Consider the following 21912-nt stretch of genomic DNA (forward strand, 5'->3'; position numbering starts at 1 on the left):
CCACGGGTTGTGCGCCACCGGTCCCAGCGGCGACGCACGGAGAGGCCGCCGGCCTGGCCAAGGCACCGGCTGCGCTCCGCGGCGGCACTGCCACGGGGCGTTCACATTTTTGGGACAGTAGCGAGCCAGTCCGCTCAGCGGAAGACCTCGTCCAGAATCCGGGCGTTCAAACGGAGGTGCTTGCGCCGGAAACACATAAGTGCCGGTCAGCGGGGCGCCGGCCGAACGGCGCGCATCTACGCGCGTCCATGTCGGCCGACTCCCTCGCGACGCTCCGTACACCGGACGTGAACCGGCGTTAACTCACCGTGAACAATTGCTGCACAGTTTTTCCGTTCACGAGTACCTCGCAGGCCCTGATCGCCTTCGTCGCCGGGTCCCGGACGGTGAAGTTGAGGGCGAACGTGCCGTCCAGCCCGATGACCCGGGTGACGTAGGAGTCGGCGGTCTGCTTGCCGTCCGCGGTGCGTCCGGTGACGGAGACCGTGGCGACGGGCGCGAAGCCCCGGCCGGTCACCTGGACCACCGTGCCGGGCGGCCCCTCGGGCGGCGAGAGCGCGAAGGAGGCCCCGGCCGGGACCGTGCCGTCCTGGACGGTGAAGGCGGCGGTTTCCGTACGCGGGTTGACGAGGACCTCACGGACGCGGAGGGCGACGGTGTCGGCCGCGTTGACGGTGAACGTCTGCGAGAACGCGCCGTCGAGGCCGACCACCTTGGTGCGTACGGCGTCGGAGGTCTTCGAACCGTCCGCCCGCAGCCCGGTGATGGACACGGTCGCCACCTTCGCGAAGCCCTGGCCGAGGACGGTGACCGCGGTGCCCTTCGGTCCGGACGCCGGGGTCAGGACGATGAAGGTCGGGGCGACGGTCAGCTCGGTGAGGGCCTGCTGCCCGCCCGCGGTGACCTGGAGTGCGTAGACGCCCCGCGCGGTGGATCCGGCGGCCGTGACGGTGCCGGCGAGGGTGCCGTCGGCGGCGATCCGCAGGGTGGAGCCGCTGATGCCGGCGGCGTTGCAGCCGGTTCCGTCGGCGGCGCACAGGGCGGCGGCGGGCGTGACGCCGGACGGCCAGCCGTCACCGGAGACGGCGATCGAGCCGCCCGGCTTGACCTTGGCCGTGCCCGCGGAGAGCGTGGCGGTGGCCTCGGTGACGGTGAACGGCGTGGTCAGCACGGTCGCCGGGTCGTTGCCCTCGTCGACCTGGATCGCGGCGATCGCCGGGTCCGAGACGGTGAAGTCGACGGAGAACGTGCCGTCGGGCCGGCTCTTCACATAGACGGCCGTGTCGTCGAGCGTCGCACCACCGGCGTCGAGACCGACGGTGTTGATCCACCTGTCCTGGTAGTAGTCGCTGCCGGTGACGGTGATGACGCTGCCGACGGGTCCACTGCCGCGGGAGAGGGCGATGGCTCGGGGGCCGTCGGGCACGAAGGCCCGGACGGTCAGGGGCGCGGTCGCCTCCTTCGTACCGTCGCCGACCTTCACGAGGTACGAGCCGTCCGGCACCGCGCCGGCCGCGGCGAGCACGGCGCTGCCGGTCAGCTGTCCGGAGGCGTTGATCGCGAGGGAGCTGCTCGCGAACTTCCCGGCGTCGCAGCCGCCGCCGTCCGCCGCGCACAGCGACGGTACGGGGGTGGCGCCCGCCGTCCAGCGGCTGCCCGACAGGGCGACCGCGGTGGACGGCCTGACCGCCGCGGTGGGGGCGATGAGGGTGGCCGGCTGACCGGCGCTGCCCTCGGCCGTCACGGTGCCGATGGAGCCGCCGCCCGCGGTGATCTCACAGGTGGTCGTGTAGTTGGAGCCGAGCACCTTCGTGCGGGTGATGTTGCGCAACGGGGTGAAGGTGATCGGGCCGCTCGCGTTGGCCGGGATGAGGAAGTCCCCTTCGTAGGGCGGGATCTCGATCGGTTTCCCGGACGGGACGTCGAGGCTGACCTCGGGTCCGGTGACGGTGACCGTGCCGGTGGCGCCGCCCGACATGGCGAGGTCGACGCTCGGGGTGGTGGGCACGTCGCTGAGGCCGATTCCGCTGGTGGCGGGGGACGGGCCGAGCGTCACCTTGGCGTGCACCTTGCCGCCCGGGTCGACGACGTCGGGGGTCAGCTCGATGCCGAACTGCTGCGGACCGGTCGCCTCGCCCTGGCCGGCGGGCAGGACGCAGTGGACGGTCGGGGTGATCGTGCCGGCGTGGGCGAGGGGGGCGAGCGCGACGGTTCCGCCGGTCCAGGCGAGTACGGCTCCGGCGCCGAGGGCGACGGCGCGGCGCCATGCCGGGCTGCCCGGTCTTCCGGTGGGTCTGCGATGCGCGAACATGCGGCTCCTCCAAAGGAAACGGAATGCGACTGATCCGAATGCGGAATGGACGACGCCCGCCTGCTCCCTTGCCGTACGGAACAGACGGGCGTCCTCGGTGCGTGCTTTTCCCGCGACCCTTTACAGCAGGGTCAGCGTGAGCGTGGCGCTGTAATCTCCGGGCCGGGTGAATTCGGGAACCGTGAGGGCGAGCCCCGCCTCGGCGTCGAACTTCCCGCCGGTGAACGGACGTGATCCGTCCGGATTCATCCGGCAGAGGCTCGCCGCCTCGCTCCCGAGCACGGTGGGCGATCCGGCGACCGGCGCCCCCACGCTCCCGTCCTGTGCCGTGCAGGCCGGCGCCCACCGCACCGCTCCGGCCGGGATGGTGTTCCCGTCGGCGCTCGTGAAGCCGGTGAGGGTGGCGGTCAGGGACCAGCCGCTGTTCACGCCGCGGGCGTCCTGCACCTCCACCCGGTTGAGGTGGGCCCGCTGCACGCCGCTGTCCCCGCCCAGGACCGTCTCACCGAAGTCGACGGTGTCACCGTCCTGGGTCATGGACAGCGTCCCCGCCCTGACCTGGGTGGACAGCTGCTGCTCGGCCGTGCTGCCGTCCCCGCCGCCACCGGTGGTCACGGTGAACGGGGCGGTGCGTACGGTCGCCGGGTCGTTGCCCTCGTCGGCCTGGACGGCGGCGACGGCGTCGGAGATGACGGTGAACTCGACGGCGAAGGTGCCGTCCGCGCCGCTCTTGGCGTAGACCGCGCTGTCGTCGAGCGTGCTGCCCGCGGCGTCGAGGCCGATGACGTTGATCCAGCGGTCCGGGTTGTAGTTCCGGCCGCTGACGGTGATCACGCTGCCGACCGGGCCGCTGTCCGCCGACAGCTCGATCTCCCGGTTGCCGGCCGCGACGGCCTTGACGGTGAGGGGGGCGGTGGCCTCCTTCGTCCCGTCGTTGACCTTCACCTCGTAGCTGCCGTCGGGTACCGCTCCGGCCTCGCCGAGGGTCGCGGTGCCGGTGAGCGTGCCGTAGGAGTCGATCCTGAGGGCGTGGGCGACGAACTTCAGCGGGTCGCAGCCCCCGCCGCCCACCGCGCACAGGGACGGCACCGGAGAGGCGTCCGGGGTCCATCCCGAACCGCCCAGCTTCACGGCGGTGTTCGGGCGTACCGGGTCGGCGGGCGCGGTCAGGGTGGCGGGCTCCGCCGCGGAGCCCTCCGCGGTGACCGTGCCGATGGAGCCGCCGCCGTCGACGATGTCGCAGGGTGTCTCGAAGACCGATCCGAACACCTTCGTCTGCGTCAGCGTGCGGATCGGAGCCAGCGAGATCTCGCCCGAGGCGTCCGCCGGAAGCAGGAAGTCACCTTCGAACGGGGGGAACTCCATGGGCGTGTCGACCGGGACGTTCATGCTGAACTCGGCGCCCCGCACCGTGACGGTGCCCGTGGCCCCGCCGGACATCGCCAGGTCGAGGCTGATGGTGGTCGGCACGTTCTCCAGGGCGATCTGGCTGGTGGCCGGGGACGGGCCCAGTGTCACCTTCGCGTGCACCTTGCCGCCCGGTTCGACGACGGCCGGCGACAGGTCGACGGTCATCTCCTGCGGCCCGGTCGCCTCGCCCTGGCCCGCGGGCAGGACGCAGTGCACGGTCGGGGTCACCGTGCCGGCGGCGGCCGCGGCCGCTGCGGCCGGAACGTCCGGTGGGGACGGTGCGGCCGTCGCCCCGACGCAGCCCAGTGACAGTACGAAGCAGGCCGCGAGCAGACCGGTCACACCGGGTCTTCGTCGTCGGATCACCTGACACCCTTTCATGGACCATTGATTGCGCACATTGAGGAGGTCACGTGCAGAGAAGTCAAGAGAGAGCCGATTGATCCTTTCGGAAATGCCCTAAAGGGATTTTGGAAGACGTTCCTCACATACCTGTTGACTTCTTCGAAGATCACCGTTTCACTGCTGCCGACATGCCGGGCCCGGCACGCAGATCCGTACGTACAGCGAAATGCACCGAGTGCAGCGAGACGGCGGATCTACGGAATTCAAACCGGAAGGAGTTCCACCCGTCATGTCGATCTCATCCACCCGCACACCTGCCCGAAGACGCCTGCCGCTGGTCCTGGCGGCGGCGTGTTCGGCCGGCGCCCTGCTCGCCCTGTCGTCACCGACCGCCTCCGCGGTGGCCCCGCTCTCCGCGACGGCCACCTTCGACTGCGGCTCGTGGGGCAACGGTCTCGCCACCCTGACCGCCGCCGACAACGGCACGACCAAGTCGATCAAGCTCACGTCCTCGGCGATCACGATGCCGGCCGGCTCAAGTGCCGACCCGAACAGCATCACGACGACGCTCAAGGTCTCCAAGACCTCGGGCGGAGTCACCAGTCAGGTCCAGTTCTCCGCCAAGGCCAACCCGGGCATGAGCTATCCGAACCCGATCACCCTCGGGCCGCTGAAGCTCAGCTCCGGCACCCTGGCGGCCGGCGACAGCACCAACTCCGTGGTGCTGTCGGCTCCCGCGACCGCCACCAACTGGTCACTGCGGATCGTGACCTCGTCCCCGACGTCCGCCACCGTGTACTGCGTGGCGACGTCCGTACAGTCCGCTCCGTTCGTCTGGTAGCGGCCCCGGCATGACGCCGGCCCGGGGCGGGGAACCGCTGTTCCCCGCCCCGGGCCGGTGCGTCGCTGTGCCGCCGCGGACTCACGTCATGCGGGTGGCCCACTCCTGGACCTTCTTGATCCGCTGCTCGATCTGTCCGGCCGTGGCCTCCGCGCTCGGCGGCCCGCCGCACACCCGGCGCAGCTCGGTGTGGATGACCCCGTGCGGCTTGCCGCTCTGGTGCGTGTAGGCGGACACCATCGTGTTCAGCTGCTTGCGCAGCCCCAGCAGCTGCTTGTGCGTGACCACCGGCCGGTCCTCGGCCGGCTTCTCCAGCAGGTCGGCCTCCGAGGCGGGCTTCTGCCGGCTGTGCGCGATCTGCCGGGTCTGGCGCTTCTGGAGCAGCAGCTGCACCTGGTCGGGTTCGAGCAGCCCGGGGATGCCTAGGTAGTCCTGCTCCTCCTCGCTGCCCGGGTGCGCCTGCATGCCGAACTCGGCACCGTCGTACAGCACCCGGTCGAAGACCGCGTCGGACTCCAGCGCCTCGAAGGGCAGCTGCTCCTCGGTCTCCTCGTCCTCCAGCTTCTCGGCGTCGGCGAGGAGCTTGTCCTCCTCGGAGAACGGGTTCTCCTCGTCGCTGCCCTTCTTGGGCTTGTCGAGGACGTGGTCCCGTTCGACCTCCATCTCGTTGGCGAAGTCGAGGAGCATCGGAATCGTCGGTACGAAGACGGAGGCGGTCTCGCCGCGCCTGCGGGAGCGCACGAAGCGGCCGACGGCCTGGGCGAAGAAGAGGGGCGTCGAGATGGTGGTGGCGTACACACCGACGGCCAGGCGCGGCACGTCGACGCCCTCCGACACCATGCGGACGGCGACCATCCAGCGCGATCCGTCCTCGGTGAACGCGTCGATCTTCTTCGACGCGGCCTTCTCGTCGGAGAGGACGACGGTGGGCTTCTCGCCGGTCACCTTCTTGAGGATCTTGGCGTACTCGCGCGCCGACTCCTGGTCGGTGGCGATGACGAGCCCGCCCGCGTCCGGGATGCCCTTGCGGACCTCGGTGAGCCGCTTGTCGGCGGCGCTGAGGACGTTGGGGATCCAGTCGCCGGTGGGCGAGAGCGCGGTGCGCCAGGCCTGCCCGATGGCGTCCTTGGTCATCGGCTCGCCGAGCCGGGCGGCGATCTCGTCACCGGCCTTGGTGCGCCAGCGCATGTTGCCGCTGTAGCTGAGGAAGATCACGGGGCGGACGACGCCGTCGGCGAGCGCGTTGCCGTAGCCGTAGGTGTAGTCGGCCGAGGAACGCCGGATCCCGTCGTTGCCCTCCTCGTACGCGACGAAGGGGATCGGGTTGGTGTCCGAGCGGAACGGCGTGCCGGTGAGGGCGAGCCGGCGGGTCGCCGGGTCGAACGCCTCCTGGCAGGCCTCGCCCCAGGACTTCGAGTCACCGGCGTGGTGGATCTCGTCGAGGATGACCAGGGTCTTGCGCTGCTCGCACCGGTTGCGGTGCAGCATCGGGCGGACCCCGACACCCGCGTACGTGACCGCGACCCCGTGGTACTCCTTGCTCACGGGGCCCGCGCTGTACTCGGGGTCGAGCTTGATCCCTATCCGGGCGGCCGCCTCCGCCCACTGCTTCTTCAGGTGCTCGGTGGGCGCGACGACGGTGATCTGCTGCACGACGTGGTGGTGGAGCAGCCATGAGGCGAGGGTCAGCGCGAAGGTGGTCTTCCCGGCGCCGGGGGTCGCGACGGCGAGGAAGTCGCGCGGCTGCTCCTGGATGTACCTCTCGAGGGCGCCCTGCTGCCAGGCTCGCAGCTTTCCGGCCGTGCCCCAGGGGGCGCGGCCGGGAAAGGCGGGTGAGAGGTGGTGGGAGGCGGTAGTAGTCACGGTCTCCGGTTCGGGTCTCTCGGGTACGTGGGGTGCTGTCCGCACGGACCGGGACGGGCCCGTACGCGATACGACAACCGGGCCACCTTACCGGGGGGCGGGGTGCGATCCGCCTCGGACTGCGCCGCTCCGGACGTAATTGCGACCGCTCTCACACCGTGTCGACGACCAGTTCGCGCAGCCCCTGCGAGATGGCTTTGACCTCGTCCATGTCGCCGGTGGCGACTGCGATGACCAGGCGTTCCGCCGCGTCGATGTCGGGGAGGAGATCGACGCCGTTCATCGCCAGGAAGGTCACGCACGACAGCCAGGCGGTGCGCTTGTTCCCGTCGAAGAGCGGGTGGTTGATCGCCAAGGACTGCAGAAGTGCGGCTGCCTTGTCGATGACGTCCGGATACGCCTCCTCGCCGAACATGGCAGCGGACGGCCGATGGGCGGCAGACTCCAGGAGCCCGGCGTCGCGGACCACGATCTGCATGTCGGGGCAGGCGTGCTCGGCGATGACGAGAATGTCTTCGGCCGCCAGATAGACGCAGCTCACTTGAGCCGCTCCATGAGCTCGCTCCACTTGGCCGCCTGCTCCTTCGCCGTCTTGCGGACGATGGCCTGCTGAGCGGTTCTGGCCAGATAGTCGTCCACGGCCTGGAGCAGTATGGCGTGCATGCTCGTGCCCTCCTGCTCGGCGCGCTGCTTGAGGGCTTCCGTCTGGTCGTCACGAAGACGCAGGTTCATGGCCATACCAGAACGGTACCACCGCATGGGGCCAAACCGGTACCAGCTAAGAAGCCCGCACCCGCGCAGCCACCCAGGCCCCCGCCAGCGCCACCCCCGCCATCGGCAGGAACACCACCGCGAACGCCCCCGGGTGCGTCGGGTTGGACTCTCGCTCGCCGCCGGCGGCGGGACGTGGGCGCTCGGCTCGTACGTACAGTCCCGGCCCCGCATGGAACCGCACCGCGCCCACCGCTCCCCCGCCGAGCGCCGCGAACGCCGCGCCGCCCGCGGCCAGCAGCAGGACGTTGGAGAGGCCGTCGGAGATCTGGAGGGCCGCGGAGTTCGCGCCCGCCTCCTCCGGCGCGGACAGCTTCAGCAGCAGCACGCTCGTCGAGGCGATCACCATGCCCATGCCGAAGCAGCCGAAGGCCCAGGCCACGGCGACCGTCCAGACCGGCACCCCGTCGATCAGCACGGCGGTCGCCGCCGCGATCGCCGCGGCGACCAGCACCATGCTGCCCACCATCAGCCGGTCGCGGTGCGGTTCCATGCGGGGCCGGGACTGTACGTACGAGCCGAGCGCCCACGTCCCGCCGCCGGCGGCGAGCGAGAGTCCGGCCATCGTCGGGGACATCCCGCGCTGGGTGACGAGCATCAGCGGGACGAACGACTCGGCGGCGATGAACGACCCGGCCGCCACCCCGCGCAGCAGCACCACCGAGGGCAGCCCGCGGGCTGCGCGACCCGTGCCCGGGGGCAGCAGGCCGCGGATCGCCGGGACGAGCAGGGCGATACCGGCGGCGGCCGGCAACAGGGAGAACCAGTTCCGCTCCTGCCCGGCGTACTGGAGCAGACCGGCGCCGAGCGAGATGCCCAGCGCGAGCGCGATGCGCCGGCGGTCGTACAGCTCCACCGGCGCCGCCGGGTCCGCGGGCCCGGACGCCGTCCGCCGGATCGCGGGCAGCGCGAGCGCCAGCGGGAAGACCACCAGGACCGGAATGCCGACGAAGACCCAGCGCCAGCCCAGGTGCTCGGTCACGCTTCCGGAGGCCAGCGGCCCGACGACGGACGGGATCACCCAGCTCGCGGCGAACGCGGCCAGGATCGACGGCCGCAGGTGCTCCGGATAGGCCCGGCTGATCACCACGTACAGCGCGACGATCACCAGCCCGCCGCCGAGCCCCTGCACGGCCCGGCCCGCGATGAACATCCACATGGTGCCCGCGGTCCCGGACAGCAGCAGCCCCGCCCCGAAGGCGCTGATCCCCGTCGCGAGCGGGGCGAGCGGCCCGCGCCGGTCGGCCCACTGGCCGGAGAGCACCATGGCGAAGAGGCTGGTGGTGAAGTACGCCGAGAACGCGAACGCGTACAGCGGGATGCCGTGCAGCTCACGGGCGGCGACCGGCATCGCGGTCCCGACCGCCGTCGCCTCGAACGCGATCAGGAAGACGACGGAGACGATGCCGATGCTGAGCGCCCGGTAGGTGCGTCCGAGGACGCCTTCGGGCGCCGTGGCGACCGCTGTCCCCGGTATGTCGTCGGTGTCTTCGGTGCGGGGCGAGACATCGGCGTCACGCGGTTCCAGGGCGGTCATGAACCCAAGAGTAAGGGGCGAAATCCGGCATGGGACCTGTCGTGGGTCGCCCCGGTTCTCGTCCGTTGGTCGTAGGACCGGGACGGGCGGGACCGCCGGTGATCGTGAACGCCGTATGGCAGTCGCGTTGCACGGCGGGAGGCGCCCTTGTCCGCCGTACCGGCCGGGGCCTACGGTCGGGATGTCACCACAACCCCGACCGTGTGCCCGAGAGGCTCAGGGGCTCGACTGCAACTCGAGTTACACCGGTTCGAATCCGGTCACGGTCTCCGCACCGGACCGCCCGCCCCTCACACCGAGGGGCGGGCGGTCCGTCGTTCTGCCAGGTCAGCGGCCGGACACCGCGTCCGGCTCCCGGTCGCCCGCGACGGCCGGCCCCGCGGGCTCCGGGCTCCGGCCCCGCGCCCTGCGCACCGCGTACGCGACGAGGACGACGGCCAGACTGCCGAGGCTCGTCAGCAGCTGGGTGCGCTGGTCGGCGATGACGGCCATGGCCACCAGCACCGCCGCGAATCCGGCCATCACCACCCACGTGAGGTACGGGAAGAGCCACATCCGCAGGGTCAGCCGCTCGGGCTCCTCGCGCTCCAGCCGGCGGCGCATGCGCAGCTGGGACGCGCCGATCATGAGGTACATGAAGATGGCGATGGCGCCCGAGGAGTTCACCAGGTACGTGAACACGGTGTCCGGGGACAGGTAGGCCAGCAGCACCGAGATCCAGCCGACCACGGTTCCGGCGAGGATCGCGCGGGCCGGGACCTGACGCTTGTTCGTCGCCACCAGCCAGGTGGGGGCGTCGCCGTGGGTGGCCAGCGCCCGCAGCATCCGCGAGGAGACGTACACCGAGGAGTTGAGCACGCTCAGCACGGCCGTCAGGATCACGACGTCCATCACGACACCGGCGCCCGGCAGCCCGATGATCTTCCAGGCCGCGACGTACGGACTGGCCAGGACCTGGGCGCTGTCCCACGGCACGATCGTGACGACGAGGACGATGGAGCCGACGTAGAAGAGGATGATCCGCCAGATGATCCCGGTGGTGGCGCGGGCCACCGAACGCTCGGGCTCCTTGCTCTCGGCGGCGGCGATGGTGACGATCTCCGCTCCGCCGAACGCGAAGATGACCACGACGATCGCGGAGAAGATCGCGGTGAATCCGTTGGGCGTGAAGCCGCCGTGCGCGGTCAGGTTGGAGAAGTCGAAGGACGAGTCCGGCCAGCCGCCGAAGACGTAGAGACCGCCGACGATCAGGAAGGCCACGATGGCCGCGACCTTGACGGAGGAGAACCAGAACTCGAACTCGCCGAACGACTTCACGGAGAGCAGGTTGGTCGCGGTCATCACGACCATCAGACCCATGGCCAGCACCCAGAGCGGCAGGTCGAGCCACGCGTGCAGGATCGCGGCGCCCGCGACGGCCTCCACGGCCACGATGATGACGTAGTAGTACCAGTACAGCCATCCGATGGTGAATCCCGCCCAGGGCCCGATGGCGGTGCGGGCGTAGTCGGCGAAGGAGCCCGAGGACGGCTTCGCCACGACCATCTCGCCGAGCATCCGCATCGTGCACAGCACGAGGGCGCCGGCCAGGCAGTAGGACACGATCGCGGCGGGGCCCGCGGTCTTGATCACCGAGCCGCTGCCGACGAACAGCCCGGCGCCGATCGCGCCGCCGATCGCGATCATCGACATGTGGCGGTTGCGCAGCGAGCGGCTGAGTTCCGGTTGCGGCTTCCGCGGTTCCTTCTGCGGTTCCTTCTGCGGTACGGGGGAAGTCATGGCAGCTCCAGTCAGGGGCAACGTCGTACAAGGGGGCGGGGAAACCCCTCGGGCGGGTGCGGGCGCGCCGTCGGGAAGCGGCGGCCGGGCGGGGGTCCCGGCCGCGGTGGCGTCAGGTCCAGTCGCCCTCGCGGCCGCCGCCGATCACCCAGCTGAGCGACCGGAAGCGGCGCAACGCCGTCACGGCGTCGCGGGTCTGGATGCGCACGGTCCGGGGGCCGGAGAGTGCCACTCCGGACAGTGCGCTCGCGCGGTCCGCGAGGTGCGGGCTGTCCACGTCGACCTCCACCACGTGCGGCGCGGGGCGCGCGGCGGGCCGTGGCGGGGGCGAGGAGAGCGCTGCCGCGGCCTCGCGGCGGATGTCGGCCGCCGTGACGGCCGGGGTGCGGCAGACGGCCGCGTGCCGGGAGATCGCCTTCTTCACGGTGACGGTCCGGCAGCCGGGGGCGTACGCGGCGGCTTCGCGGCAGGTCACGTCGTCGCCGGTGACGAGGACGACCGGGACGCCGGCCTCGGCGGCGACCAGTGCGTTGAACCCGCCCTCGCCGACGGGCTCGCCGTCGATACGGACGCCGAGGATGCTGTGCGAGAGGTAGGTGTGCGCGAGGACGCCCTGTTCGCCGGCACCGGTGTGGTAGCCGACGAACGCGACGGCGTCGATGCCCTCCTCCAGTCCTTCCAGCATCCCGAGCGGCTTGTGCCGGCCGACGATCAGGACGGCGCGGGGGTCGAGTTCCTCGATGAGGACGTTGTCCATGCCGCAGTGCGCGTCGTTGACGACGATCTCGTCCGCTCCGGCGTCGGCGAACCCGGCGACGGCGGCGTTGACGTCCTGGGTGAGCAGCCGGCGGAAACGTTCGTAGCGCGGTGTCCCGGTGGTGACGTCCGCCGGGGAGACGGTGCCCGTCGCCCCTTCCATATCGGCGGATATGAGGACGCGCTTCATGCCGTGACCTCCTGCTCCGCTCCGTCCGCGCACAGCGCCACGAGGGCGTCCGCGTGGGTCAGGCCGCTCTCCTCGACGACTTCGCGGATGCTCTGGGCCTCGCGGACCAGGGCGAGGCGGACCTGTCCGGCCGCGTCCGTGCGATAGCCGTACACGGCCGGTCTGGGCAGGGAGTTGTACGAGAAGTGCGAGGAGAAGTAGTACGCGCCGGTGTCGTACAGCGCCACCACGTCACCGGGCTCGACGGCCGGGAGTTCGCGGGCGGTCGCGGTCAGGTCCCCGGCGAAGCAGCACGGTCCAGCGATGTCCACGATCCGGAGCGGTCCGTCCTTGGGGCGGCCCGCGGCGTCGAACACGCCGACGCGCAGGGGCCAGGCGTCCGGCATGAACACGGTGCGGGTGGCCACCTGGGCTCCGGCGTGGGTGACGGCGATGTGCCGGCCGCCGGACGACTTGGTGTACTCGACGACCGAGGCGATGGTGCCGCTCTTGGCCAGCAGGGAGCGGCCGAACTCGGTGACGAGGGTGTAGCGGCCGTCGAAGAGCCCGGGGGCGGCGGTGCGCAGCTCGGCGACGTAGTCCGAGTAGGTGGGCCGGTCGTCCTCGGTGTCGAAGTTGACGGGCAGGCCGCCGCCGATGTCCAGGCCGGTGATCTGTGCGCGCCCCAGCTGCTCGTTGATCCGCTCCGCGAGCTCGTACGCGGCGCTGACGCCCTGGGCGATGAGCGGCAGCGGGCAGCCCTGGGAGCCGACGTGGGCGTGCAGGCGGTTGAGCCAGGGGCGCCGGGTGAAGGCGTCGATCACGGCGTCCACGGCGCCCGGATCGCGGAGCGCGACGCCGAACTTGGAGGTCGCGGTGGCGGTGCTCATCGCGCCGATGGCACCGGCGCCGACCTGGGGGTTGACGCGCAGTCCGATGGGTCCGGCGGGCTCGCGGCCGGCCAGCAGACGGTCGACGCGCTCCAGCTCCTGGAAGTTGTCCAGGTTGATCGCGATGCCGTGCTCCAGCGCGAACTCCAGCTCCTCGACCGTCTTCGCGGGGCTGTCGAAGACCAGCCGGCCGGGGGTGAAGCCGGCGGCGAGGGCCTGCTCCAGCTCGCCGGGCGAGGCGACCTCGCAGCCCATGCCGGCCTCGGCGAGCAGCCGCAGCACCGGTACCAGTCCGCACGCCTTGGCCGCGAACGTGTGGTGGACCGCGGCCGGTCCCTCGAACGCCTCGTTCAGCGCGCCCACCGCGGCCAGCACCCCGTCGACGTCGAGGAGGCCGATCAGGGGCGCGCCGGGGCCGAGCAGGCCGTCCTCGACGGCATGCGCGAGCGCCGCCTCGCGGGCCCGCTTGCGCTGGGGGGCCGAACCGGATGTCACCTGAACCACACTCCTGAGGGATCGCTCGTGCGCCGCGCTCGTCCTGCCGCGGGCCGTTGTGCCCAGCTTCGGTGCGCGAGGCCCGGCATGTCTTCGTCGGCCACGACGATGCCTGGCCGGCCGGTCCGTCCGGAGCGACAATGAAATGATCATGAGAGGCGGTGCGGTCTCCGCTCCGCCTCAGGCGGTGCGCCTGTCCAGGCGCAGTCCCACGTCCGCCAGGAGCCGTACGGCCGGGTCCGCCAGGTCGACGCCGAACAGGTCTCTGGCCCGGCGCAGCCGGTACCGCAGCGTGTTGGGGTGCACATTGAGGCGCCGTGCCGCGGCGGCCGTGTCGCCGAAGGCGTCGAGGTGCGCGGCGACCGATTCGCCGTACCGCGAGCCGTGTGCCCGGTCGTGCGCGGTCATCGCGTGCACCGGCCCCTCCGTCGCTCCCCACAGCGGCTCCACCCGGTCCAGCAGCCGCAGCACCGCCGCCTCGGCCGCCACCTCCGCGTACGACGCCACCGCCGACCCGGTTCCGCCGGCGGGCAGGCGTGCGGCCCGCTCCCTCAGCACCCGTACCACCAGCTCTGCCGCGTCACGGGAGCCGGGCAGTTCCGACAGGTCCGCCACCACGGGCCCGGCGCCGGCGAAGACCACGCCGCGCTCCACGCCGCGGGCCGTCGCCAGCAGGGTGCGCGCGGGGTCCGTCTCTCCGTCCACGGCCGGCACCAGGGCATACAGCCGCTGCCCCGACCGCGCGGTGACACACCCGGGGCGGTACGCGGCGGCCTGCAACGCGAGGACGTCCAGCACCCGTTGCCCCACGTCGCCCGGCGCGGGCTCGGGGCCGTCGTGCGCCTCCGCCACCATCACGGCGTACGGCCGGCCCCGTACGATCCCGATGTCGTGCGCGGCCTGCGCGCTGCCCGCCAGGAGCGCGTGCACCGCGCCCTCGCGCGCCCAGGCCGCGGCCCGGCCCCACGTCCGGTGGTGCGACAGATGCGGGACCGCCGCGCGGCCCGCCGTCCGCAGCGCGGCGACCGCGTCCTCGGCCAGCGGGCGCCCGTCCGTGGCGGCCCAGATCGAGCCGAGGACCTCGGACCCGTGCCGCACCGCGACGGCCAGCCGCTCGGCGTACCGGTCGTCGGCGGGGAGCCGCACCACGTCGTCGGTGTTCCACAGGGCCTGGAAGAAGCCGCTCTCCCGCAGTTCGACGACGCGCCAGCGGGGCACTTCCTGGCCCAGGATCGTGAGCCTGCGCATCGGGTCGGGCTCGTGGTCCATGCGTGAGTACGCCAGCACCCGGGACTGCGGGTCCTCGATGGTGATCGCCCCGCCGACGAGGTCCGCCACGGTGTTGGCCAGGCCCGACAGATCGCCGAGCCGCAGGCCGTCCACCCCTGCCGCGCCCCCGGACCGGTCGGGGATGCTGTGCACCAGCGCCGTCCGCAGCCGGCCGAGCACCTCGGTCCAGCCCTGTTCCGGCCGCCGGGTCAGCAAGGCCGTACGCCCCCGCTCAGCCGCCTCCAGCAGAGCCGTCCGAGGCCCCCGGGTGCCGCGCCGCATCACGACGGCCGCGGCCCCGGCGCGGTCCGCCGCGCGCAGTACGTCGACCGCCTCGGGCGAGGCGACCTCCACGCCGACGGCCAGCAGGACCATGCCGGTGGCCGCCCACGTCTCCTCGTCGCGTTCCTCGCCCGGGTCGTGGAGCACCACGTCACTGACGCGCACACCGGTGCCGAGCGGTGCCACGGCGACATCGAGCGTCCCGGCGGCGATCAGCGCGAGGAGCTGCGCCAGGGTGGGGCCGCTTTCGGACCGGTCGGCTTCAAAGGGGTGCATCCGCACATAGTGGCCCGGACCGGCCCGGCGCGGCCATGCCCTGGGTCACTGCCGCGCCGGGGCCGGGATCAGGACGTGGGAGCGGCGACGGCCGCCTGCGGTCTGATCGGGAGGCGGTTGACGGGGCGGCCGGTGGCCGAGCGGACCGCGGCGGCCACCGCGGCCGGCGAGGTCACGACCGGGACCGCCGAGGCGGGCTTGGCGCCGAAGGGGGCCACCACGTCGCGTTCCTCGACGAGCTTGACGATGCGGATGTCCGGAGCGTCCAGGGCCGTCGGCAGCGCGTAGCCCGTCAGGTCGGGGTGGCGGACGAGACCGCGGGCGCTGCGGAGGTTCTCCGTCAGAGCGGCCCCGATGCCCTGCGTGACGCCCGCCTCGATCCGGGTCGCCAGCTGGGACGGATTGAGGACCCGGCCGACGTCCTGGGCGACGGCCATCTCCACGACGCGGACCGAGCCGAGCTCGATGTCGACGTCCACGACCGCGCGGATCGCGCAGAACGCGAGGCCGACGAAGGCGTCGCCCTGGCCGGACTCGTCGAGCGGTTCGGTGGGGTGCGGGCGGCACTGGGCGGTGGCCCAGAGTTCCTTGCCGTCCATCGCCTCGGTGACGGTCGTGGAGAGCACGCCGTCGTAACTGGTGATCTTGCCGTCGGCGATCTGGAGCAGCTCGGTGGACATGCCGAACTTGTGGGCCAGCGGCTGGAGCAGCTGGGTGCGGACCATCTTCGCCGCGCGTTCGACCGCTCCGGCGGAGACCCAGGTGTGGCGGCCGTGCGTCGCAGGACCGGCCGGGGGCTGGTCGGTGTCGACGGACGCGACGTGCACCTCTTCGATGCCGAGCGTCTCCTGCACGACCTGACGGGCCAGCGTGGTGAAGCCCTGCCCGGTCTCGACGGCGGCGCAGATGACGGTGGCGACGCCGTCGTGGACCCGGACGGTGGCCGTGGAGACCTCGTCGGCGCCCTCGGCGCCGAGCATGTGGACCATGCCGAGCGCGTACCCGACCCCGCGCCGCACCGCGCCGGGTTCGCCCGCGCCCTCGGGGCCACCGGGCAGCAGCCAGTCGTCCTCCGGGGAGTCCTTGGGCAGCGAGGGCAGCGGGAAGTCCCGGACGGAACGCAGGAGCTCCGCGACCGGGGCGGGGCAGGTGACCGTCTGCCCGGTGGGCAGGATGTCGCCGGTGGACAGGACGTTGCGCATCCGCAGCTCGGCCGGTTCGATGCCGAGCTTGGCCGCGAGCTTGTCCATCTGGCCCTCGTACGCGGCGCAGACCTGCATCGCGCCCTCGCCCCGGACGTGGCCGGAGGGCGGGTTGTTCGTCCGGACCGCCCAGCCCTCGATGAAGGCGTGCGGCACGACGTACGGACCGCAGGCGAAGGCGACCGCGGCGGCCAGGGACTCCGACGAGGCGTCGGCGTAGGCGCCCGCGTCCAGGAGGATCTGGGCCTCGACCTTGACCAGGCGGCCCTCGGCGTCCGCGTGGTGGCGGTAGCGGAGCAGCGTGGGGTGGCGGTGCGCGTGGCCGAGGAAGGACTCCTCGCGGGTGGCGGCCAGCTTGACCGGGCAGCCGGTGCGCAGGGCGAGCAGGCCGAGCGGGAGCTGGAAGCCGGGGTCCTCGCGGTCGCCGGTGGCGCCGGGCACTCCGGTGACGACGACCTTCACCCGGTCGGGTTCCAGGCCGAAGCAGGCGGCGGCGAGGTCCCGGTCGGTGTGCGGGTCGGTGGACGCGGTGTAGATCTCCACACCGCCGTCGGGGCGGGGCACGGCGAGTCCGGCCTCGGCGCCGATGGGTGCCGGGTCCTGCCGGCCGATGCGGTAGAGGCCCTCGACGATGACCTCGCCGGTGATCTCGGGGTCGCCGTAGCGCAGCGGGATGTGGCGGATCAGGTTGCCGTCGGGGTGCAGCGGCTCGGCGGCGAAGGCCTTCTCCGGGTCGGTGACCGGTTCCAGCACCTCGTACTCGACGGTGATCGCGGCGGCGGCGAGCCGGGCGGTGTCCGGGTGGTCGGCGGCGACGGCGGCGATCGGTTCGCCGTGGTGGCGGACCAGGTCGGAAGCGAAGACGGGGCGGTCGACGACGCGACGGCCGTAGGCGCTGTCGCCGGGGACGTCCTCGTGGGTGACGACCGCGCGCACCCCGGGCATCCCGGCGGCGGCCGAGGTGTCGATCGACAGGATGCGGGCGTGCGGGTGCGGGGAGCGGAGCACGGCCGCCCAGAGCAGTCCCTCGGCCCACAGGTCGGCGGCGTACGGGAACGTGCCCTCGGTCTTGGCACGGGCGTCGGCGGGCGGCAGGGAGGCGCCGAGGCCGAGCAGCGGCTGCTCGGTTCCGGGGCCGCCCGGGCCGTCCAGTGACGGGATGCTGATCGCCGTGTGGGTAGCGCCCGCCGCGGTGGCCGCGTCGTTGCTCACGCCATGCCTCCGTCCTGGAGATGGGCCTGCACACTACCCGCGCCCGGCGCCGCCTGGTGCGGGATGCGGGCCTCGTCCGCCTCGGCGGATTCCTGCGCGGGCGCCGAGGCCGCCTCGGAGGCGGCCTCCCGGCCCGCGATGACGTCGTTCACGGCGTCGAGCACGCCGCGGTAGCCGGAGCAGCGGCAGAGGTTGCCGCAGAGCGCCTGGCGGGTCTCCAGCTCGCTGGGGGCGTGGTTGCCCTCCAGCAGGTCGTGGACGGTCATGGCCATGCCGGGGATGCAGAAGCCGCACTGGACGGCGCCGCACTCGGCCAGGGCGCGCTGGACGTCGGACGGCTCACCGTCGACTGCCAGGCCCTCGACCGTACGGACCTCGCTGCCCGCCGCCGTGGCCGCGGGGACCAGGCAGGAGGCCACGAGACGGCCGTCCACCTGGACGTTGCAGGCACCGCACTCGCCCTGCGAGCAGCCGTCCTTGGCGCCGGCGAGGCCGAGGCGCTCGCGCAGCACGTAGAGCAGCGACTCACCGATCCAGGCGTCGGTGACGGGCCGGTCGGTGCCGTTCACATGCAGGACGTAGGAGGTGGCGGGGTGCTCGCTGGGCAGGTCGAGCGCGGGGGCCGGCGGGGCGTCCGGGACCGCGTCCTCCAGGACCACGTCCTCGGGCGCCGCGCCGTCCTGGACCGGGCCGTCCGGAGCCGCGTCGTCCGGCAGTGCGTCGTCCGGGGCCGCCGCATCGGGCTGCTCCGGGCCGGCCGCCTGTCGCGCGTCCTCGGGCCCGGTTGCCGCGTCGGCGTCCGGCGCGTCCGGGGAGCCGGCCTCGGTGCCGTCGGCGGCCGGGTCCGTGCCGGGCTCGTCCGCCGGGTCGTCGGCCGGCGTCTCGGCGGCGGGCTCCGGCAGCGGGCCGAGGTCCGTGCCCAGCGCCGGGGTGTCTCCGGCACCGGGGCGCGGTTCCTGCGTCGCCCAGGGCGCGGGCGCACCGCCCGGCAGCGTGGCCGGCGGGGTGCGGTCCGCGTACCAGCCGGCGGCCAGCGCGGAGGCCGAGAACTCGCCGGACTCCTCCGGGAGATCGCCGTCGGCGACCGGGATCGTCCACTGTCCGGTGTGACCGGCCGCCTCGGCGGGGCCGGTCACGGACTCGGTCTCGGCGAAGTTCCACTGGCCGGTGGCGGCCGCGGTCCCGGGGTACTGGTCCGGGTACGTCCGGTCCGGGTACGTCCGGTCCGGGTACTCCTGAGCCGCCTGCGGGCCGGGCTGCGGATATCCGTACGGCGTCTGCTGCTGGTTCGGGTCCGGCCAGTGCACCGCGGCGGGCGCGGGCTCCGCACCGGGCTCCTGGCCGTCGGGCAGGCCGTGCCGGTCCTGCTGGTCCTGCGGGTCCGGTCCCTGCCGGTTCTGCTGGTCCTGCTGGTCCTGCTGGTTCGGTGTCTGGACGACCCAGCTGCCGGTGGCCGCCGGGTCGAGGCCGGCGGCGGGGGTCAGCGGCAGGATCATCGGCGGCACGTAGCCCTGGCCGGGCGCGGCCAGCGGCACGTTCGCCAGGTCCTCGGGCGGCAGATGGACGAAGGCGGTCGCCTCGGCGTCGTACTCACCGCCCTGCGGGGTCGGTTCCCAGCCCCCGTGCCGGTCGGCGTGGTCCTCGTTGCTCATGACAGTGCCCTCCCCAGCGCGCGTCGGGCCAGCGCGGCGACGGTGCGCCGCAGGTGCAGTACGGCGGGGGGCAGCGGTGGCGCCTCTTCCCCGTCGGCAGGTGGTGCCTGGTCCGGGATGCAGGCCGCGGCGACGTACTCGCCGAAGGCGGCCAGCGCGTCGGGGGCCAGGCCCCGTTCGCCGTCCCAGTCGATCAGCGAGGCGATCCAGCGCTCGGCCTCCAGCGGCCGCAGCGGCATCGGCGCGATGGCGCCGACCGCGCAGCGCACTCCTCGCCTGGCCGGGTCGAGCACGATCGCGACGGAGGCGGTGGCACGGCCGGGGCCGGTCCGTCCGGTCGCCTTGAGGAAGACCTGCGGGGCGTGCAGCAGCGGGACCCGGACGAAGCCGATCAGCTCGGCGGGCTCCAGCATCTCGCGGCCCGCCAGCAGGTGCGAGACCGGGATCTCGCGGCGTGCGCCGCCGGGGCCGGCGATGACGAGCTCGGCCTCCAGGGCGGCGAGCACCGGCAGGGCGTCGCCGGTCGGAGCGGCGGTGGCGATGTTGCCGCCCAGCGTTCCGGCGTTGCGGATCTGGGGCGGGCCGGCCGCGCGCGCGGACGCGGCGAGCGCGGGGATGAGGGCGGCGAAGTCGGGCCGCCCCATGCGTGCGTGGGTGAGACCGGCGCCCAGCAGGGCGTGGCCGTCCTGGTAGTGCCAGCCGCGGAGCTCGCTGATCCTGCCGAGGCCGACCAGCGCGGAGGGGCGCAGGAGCCCCTTGTTGACGGCCGCCATCAGGTCCGTGCCGCCTGCCACGGGGACGGCGGCGGGCATGGCGCCGAGTGCCGCCACGGCCTCGTCCAGCGAGGCAGGCAGCGTGACGGACTGCGTCGCCTGCGGTGCGTGCGTGGTCAACCCAGCTGCCCCTTCCCGGTGTCCCGGCGTCCGGCCTGTTTCGCCGTACGGTACGTGCTCAGAGCCCGGACGTGGCAACTCTGGCACATCTTCGGACCGCTCCGACGCGAGGGTCCACGAAGGGCATATCCGTCCCCGGTCAGGGGAATGGTCCCTTTTCGCACCTCTTCGGCACAGAGCCTGAATTGCCGCTGTTCCACGCGCTTGTACGACTTGTCCGCTCCGGTGGGCGACGGCTCCGGCGAGGAGATCCACCGCCGCGAACGGCACCGCCACCACGGTCCCWGGGACCGTGGTGGCGGTGACCGGACCGGCGTCCGCTCTCACACGTTCGGGGGTGTTCCCTCGATCGGGCGTCCGAGGATCCCGGGGCGCCGCTGCCACGGCAACGGGCCGTCCTGCGGCCGGTAGCCGACACCGAGCGCGTCAAGTCGCGCGTAGTGCGTGGCCATACGGCGCCCGAAGTCCGCGAAGTCCCGCTCCGCGGGGGCGGGCAGGGCCGACCAGGCGACCTCGGCGAAGGCCGCGAGGCGGGGGAAGACCTGGTAGTCGACACGGGCCCGGTTCTGCATGACCTCGGTCCACACGTTGGCCTGGGTGCCGAGCACATGCCGGGCCGCCTCCTCGGAGAGGGCCGGCGGTACGGGTTCGAAGCGGTACACGTCCTCCAGCGTGCGGACGTACCCGATGGGCATCGGCTCGTCGGGGCCGCCGTGCTGACGGTGGTCCAGATACACCTGCTGCTCCGGGCACATCACCACGTCGTGCCCGGCCTCGGCGGCCGCGATGCCGCCCGCGTACCCGCGCCACGAGGAGACGGCCGCACCCTCGGCGAGACCGCCCTCCAGGATCTCGTCCCAGCCGATGAGCCGCCGGCCGCGCGCGGTGAGCCAGCTGTCGAAGTGCCGGATGAACCAGGACTGCAGCTCGTCCTCGTCGGCCAGCCCGAGTTCCTTGATGCGGGCCTGGGCGGCCGGCGACTGCTTCCACTGGTCCTTGGGGCACTCGTCGCCGCCGACGTGGACGAACGGCGAGATGTCCGCGGGGAAGAGCTCCAGCAGTTCCTCGAAGACGCCCTCGAAGAAGCGCAGCGTGTGGTCGGAGGGCGCGAGCACGTTCGGGTTGACGCCCCAGTTGTCCCAGACGGTCAGGGCGGCGGTGTCGACGACGTCGGAGTTGCCCAGCTCCGGATAGGCGCTGATGGCGGCCTGCGAGTGGCCCGGGATGTCGATCTCGGGGACGACCCGGATGTGCCGCTCGGCGGCGTACGCGACGATCTCCCGGATGTCGTCCTGGGTGTAGTAACCGCCGTGCGGGGTCTCGTCCCAGAGCTCGGACGCCCGGTGGCCGTACTTCGTACGCGAGCGCCAGGCTCCCACCTCGGTCAGGCGCGGGTAGCGCTTGATCTCGACGCGCCAGCCCTGGTCGTCGGTGAGGTGGAAGTGGAAGACGTTCAGCTTGTGGGCGGCCAGGAGGTCGAGGTAGCGCAGGACGTCGTCCTTCGGCAGGAAGTGCCGTGCCACGTCGAGCATCAGACCGCGCCAGCCGAAGCGGGGCCGGTCCTCGATGTCCGTGAACCCGAACGCGGCCGTGCCGCCGCCGGCGGGCGCCCGGCGGAAGGCCTCGGGACCCAGCAGCTGACGCAGCGTCTGCGCGCCCCAGAAGACCCCGGCGGGGCCGCCGCCCGTGATCTCGACGCTCTCGTCGGGCGTGGTCGTCAGCCGGTAGCCCTCGGGCGCCAGTGACGGGTCGACGCGCAACCGGATGGCGCGCGCCGTCCCCTCGCCGCCCGGCGCGAGCGGCACGCCGAAGGCCGCGCCGAGCGTGGTGCGCAGCCAGCGCTCGGTGGACCCGGTGCCGGGGGCCGCCGTGACGGTGGTGGACGCGTCCAGCACGAATCCGCACCGGCCCCGGTCGCCGGCGCGCACGGGGGCCGGGATCAGATCCAAGTTCATGACG

The 21912-nt window shown here is 72.8% G+C and carries 15 protein-coding genes and 1 tRNA gene; 2 read left to right on the forward strand and 14 right to left on the reverse strand.

Going from position 1 to position 21912, the window contains the following annotated elements:
- Positions 1 to 298: 298 nt before the first annotated feature.
- Positions 299 to 2311 carry a hypothetical protein gene (locus tag EAO72_RS21285; RefSeq protein ID WP_148018907.1) on the reverse strand — a complete coding sequence of 671 codons (2013 nt, stop codon included), beginning with the start codon at positions 2309 to 2311 and terminating at the stop codon, positions 299 to 301.
- 120 nt (positions 2312 to 2431) lie between these two features.
- Complete coding sequence (locus EAO72_RS21290) at positions 2432 to 4063, reverse strand: WxL domain-containing protein (RefSeq protein ID WP_148018908.1); 1632 nt, start codon at positions 4061 to 4063, stop codon at positions 2432 to 2434.
- Between the two features lie 292 nt (positions 4064 to 4355).
- Between EAO72_RS21290 and EAO72_RS21295 the strand changes: the two genes are divergently transcribed.
- Positions 4356 to 4907 (forward strand): hypothetical protein, encoded by a 552-nt coding sequence (locus EAO72_RS21295; protein ID WP_261991592.1) that lies wholly within the window; start codon positions 4356 to 4358, stop codon positions 4905 to 4907.
- 81 nt (positions 4908 to 4988) lie between these two features.
- On the opposite strand, the gene EAO72_RS21300 is transcribed toward EAO72_RS21295, so the two are convergent.
- The 4 genes from EAO72_RS21300 to EAO72_RS21315 all read right to left on the reverse strand — a co-directional run bounded on the left by EAO72_RS21300 (position 4989) and on the right by EAO72_RS21315 (position 9078).
- Complete coding sequence (locus EAO72_RS21300; RefSeq protein WP_148018909.1) at positions 4989 to 6770, reverse strand: DEAD/DEAH box helicase; 1782 nt, start codon at positions 6768 to 6770, stop codon at positions 4989 to 4991.
- A 151-nt stretch (positions 6771 to 6921) separates the two neighbouring features.
- Positions 6922 to 7311, reverse strand: coding sequence for a type II toxin-antitoxin system death-on-curing family toxin (locus EAO72_RS21305; protein WP_148018910.1), 390 nt, complete (start codon positions 7309 to 7311; stop codon positions 6922 to 6924).
- A complete protein-coding gene (locus EAO72_RS21310; RefSeq protein ID WP_026290595.1) occupies positions 7308 to 7508 on the reverse strand; it encodes a ribbon-helix-helix protein, CopG family in 201 nt (66 codons plus the stop codon). Before EAO72_RS21310 ends, EAO72_RS21305 begins: the two co-directional genes overlap by 4 nt.
- 40 nt (positions 7509 to 7548) lie before the next feature.
- Entirely contained in the window at positions 7549 to 9078 is a 1530-nt protein-coding gene (locus tag EAO72_RS21315) for an MFS transporter (protein WP_148018911.1), read from the reverse strand.
- A gap of 197 nt (positions 9079 to 9275) precedes the next feature.
- Between EAO72_RS21315 and EAO72_RS21320 the strand changes: the two genes are divergently transcribed.
- Positions 9276 to 9347 (forward strand) — tRNA-Cys (locus EAO72_RS21320).
- 58 nt (positions 9348 to 9405) lie between these two features.
- Here EAO72_RS21320 and EAO72_RS21325 read toward each other — a convergent pair.
- From EAO72_RS21325 to EAO72_RS21360, 8 genes are all read right to left on the reverse strand, one after another.
- Positions 9406 to 10857 carry an amino acid permease gene (locus tag EAO72_RS21325; RefSeq protein WP_222724116.1) on the reverse strand — a complete coding sequence of 484 codons (1452 nt, stop codon included), beginning with the start codon at positions 10855 to 10857 and terminating at the stop codon, positions 9406 to 9408.
- A gap of 112 nt (positions 10858 to 10969) precedes the next feature.
- Positions 10970 to 11803, reverse strand: a complete 834-nt coding sequence (locus EAO72_RS21330; protein WP_148018912.1) for a M55 family metallopeptidase — start codon at positions 11801 to 11803, stop codon at positions 10970 to 10972.
- Positions 11800 to 13167, reverse strand: coding sequence for a type III PLP-dependent enzyme domain-containing protein (locus tag EAO72_RS21335; RefSeq protein WP_148018913.1), 1368 nt, complete (start codon positions 13165 to 13167; stop codon positions 11800 to 11802). Before EAO72_RS21335 ends, EAO72_RS21330 begins: the two co-directional genes overlap by 4 nt.
- Positions 13168 to 13347: 180 nt before the next feature.
- Complete coding sequence (locus EAO72_RS21340) at positions 13348 to 14994, reverse strand: PucR family transcriptional regulator (protein WP_148018914.1); 1647 nt, start codon at positions 14992 to 14994, stop codon at positions 13348 to 13350.
- Positions 14995 to 15062: 68 nt separating this feature from the next.
- Positions 15063 to 17408, reverse strand: coding sequence for a xanthine dehydrogenase family protein molybdopterin-binding subunit (locus EAO72_RS21345; protein ID WP_148018915.1), 2346 nt, complete (start codon positions 17406 to 17408; stop codon positions 15063 to 15065).
- Entirely contained in the window at positions 17405 to 19060 is a 1656-nt protein-coding gene (locus EAO72_RS21350; RefSeq protein WP_148018916.1) for a 2Fe-2S iron-sulfur cluster-binding protein, read from the reverse strand. Before EAO72_RS21350 ends, EAO72_RS21345 begins: the two co-directional genes overlap by 4 nt.
- Positions 19057 to 19953 (reverse strand): FAD binding domain-containing protein, encoded by an 897-nt coding sequence (locus tag EAO72_RS21355; RefSeq protein ID WP_148018917.1) that lies wholly within the window; start codon positions 19951 to 19953, stop codon positions 19057 to 19059. The genes EAO72_RS21350 and EAO72_RS21355 overlap by 4 nt, the downstream gene beginning before the upstream one ends.
- Positions 19954 to 20276: 323 nt before the next feature.
- The gene (locus EAO72_RS21360) at positions 20277 to 21908 is read right to left on the reverse strand and encodes a beta-N-acetylhexosaminidase (RefSeq protein ID WP_148018918.1); all 1632 of its coding nucleotides are present in this window, start codon (positions 21906 to 21908) and stop codon (positions 20277 to 20279) included.
- Positions 21909 to 21912 lie beyond the last annotated feature (4 nt).

The organism is Streptomyces sp. OR43 (assembly GCF_008042275.1).
Lineage (GTDB): Bacteria > Actinomycetota > Actinomycetes > Streptomycetales > Streptomycetaceae > Streptomyces.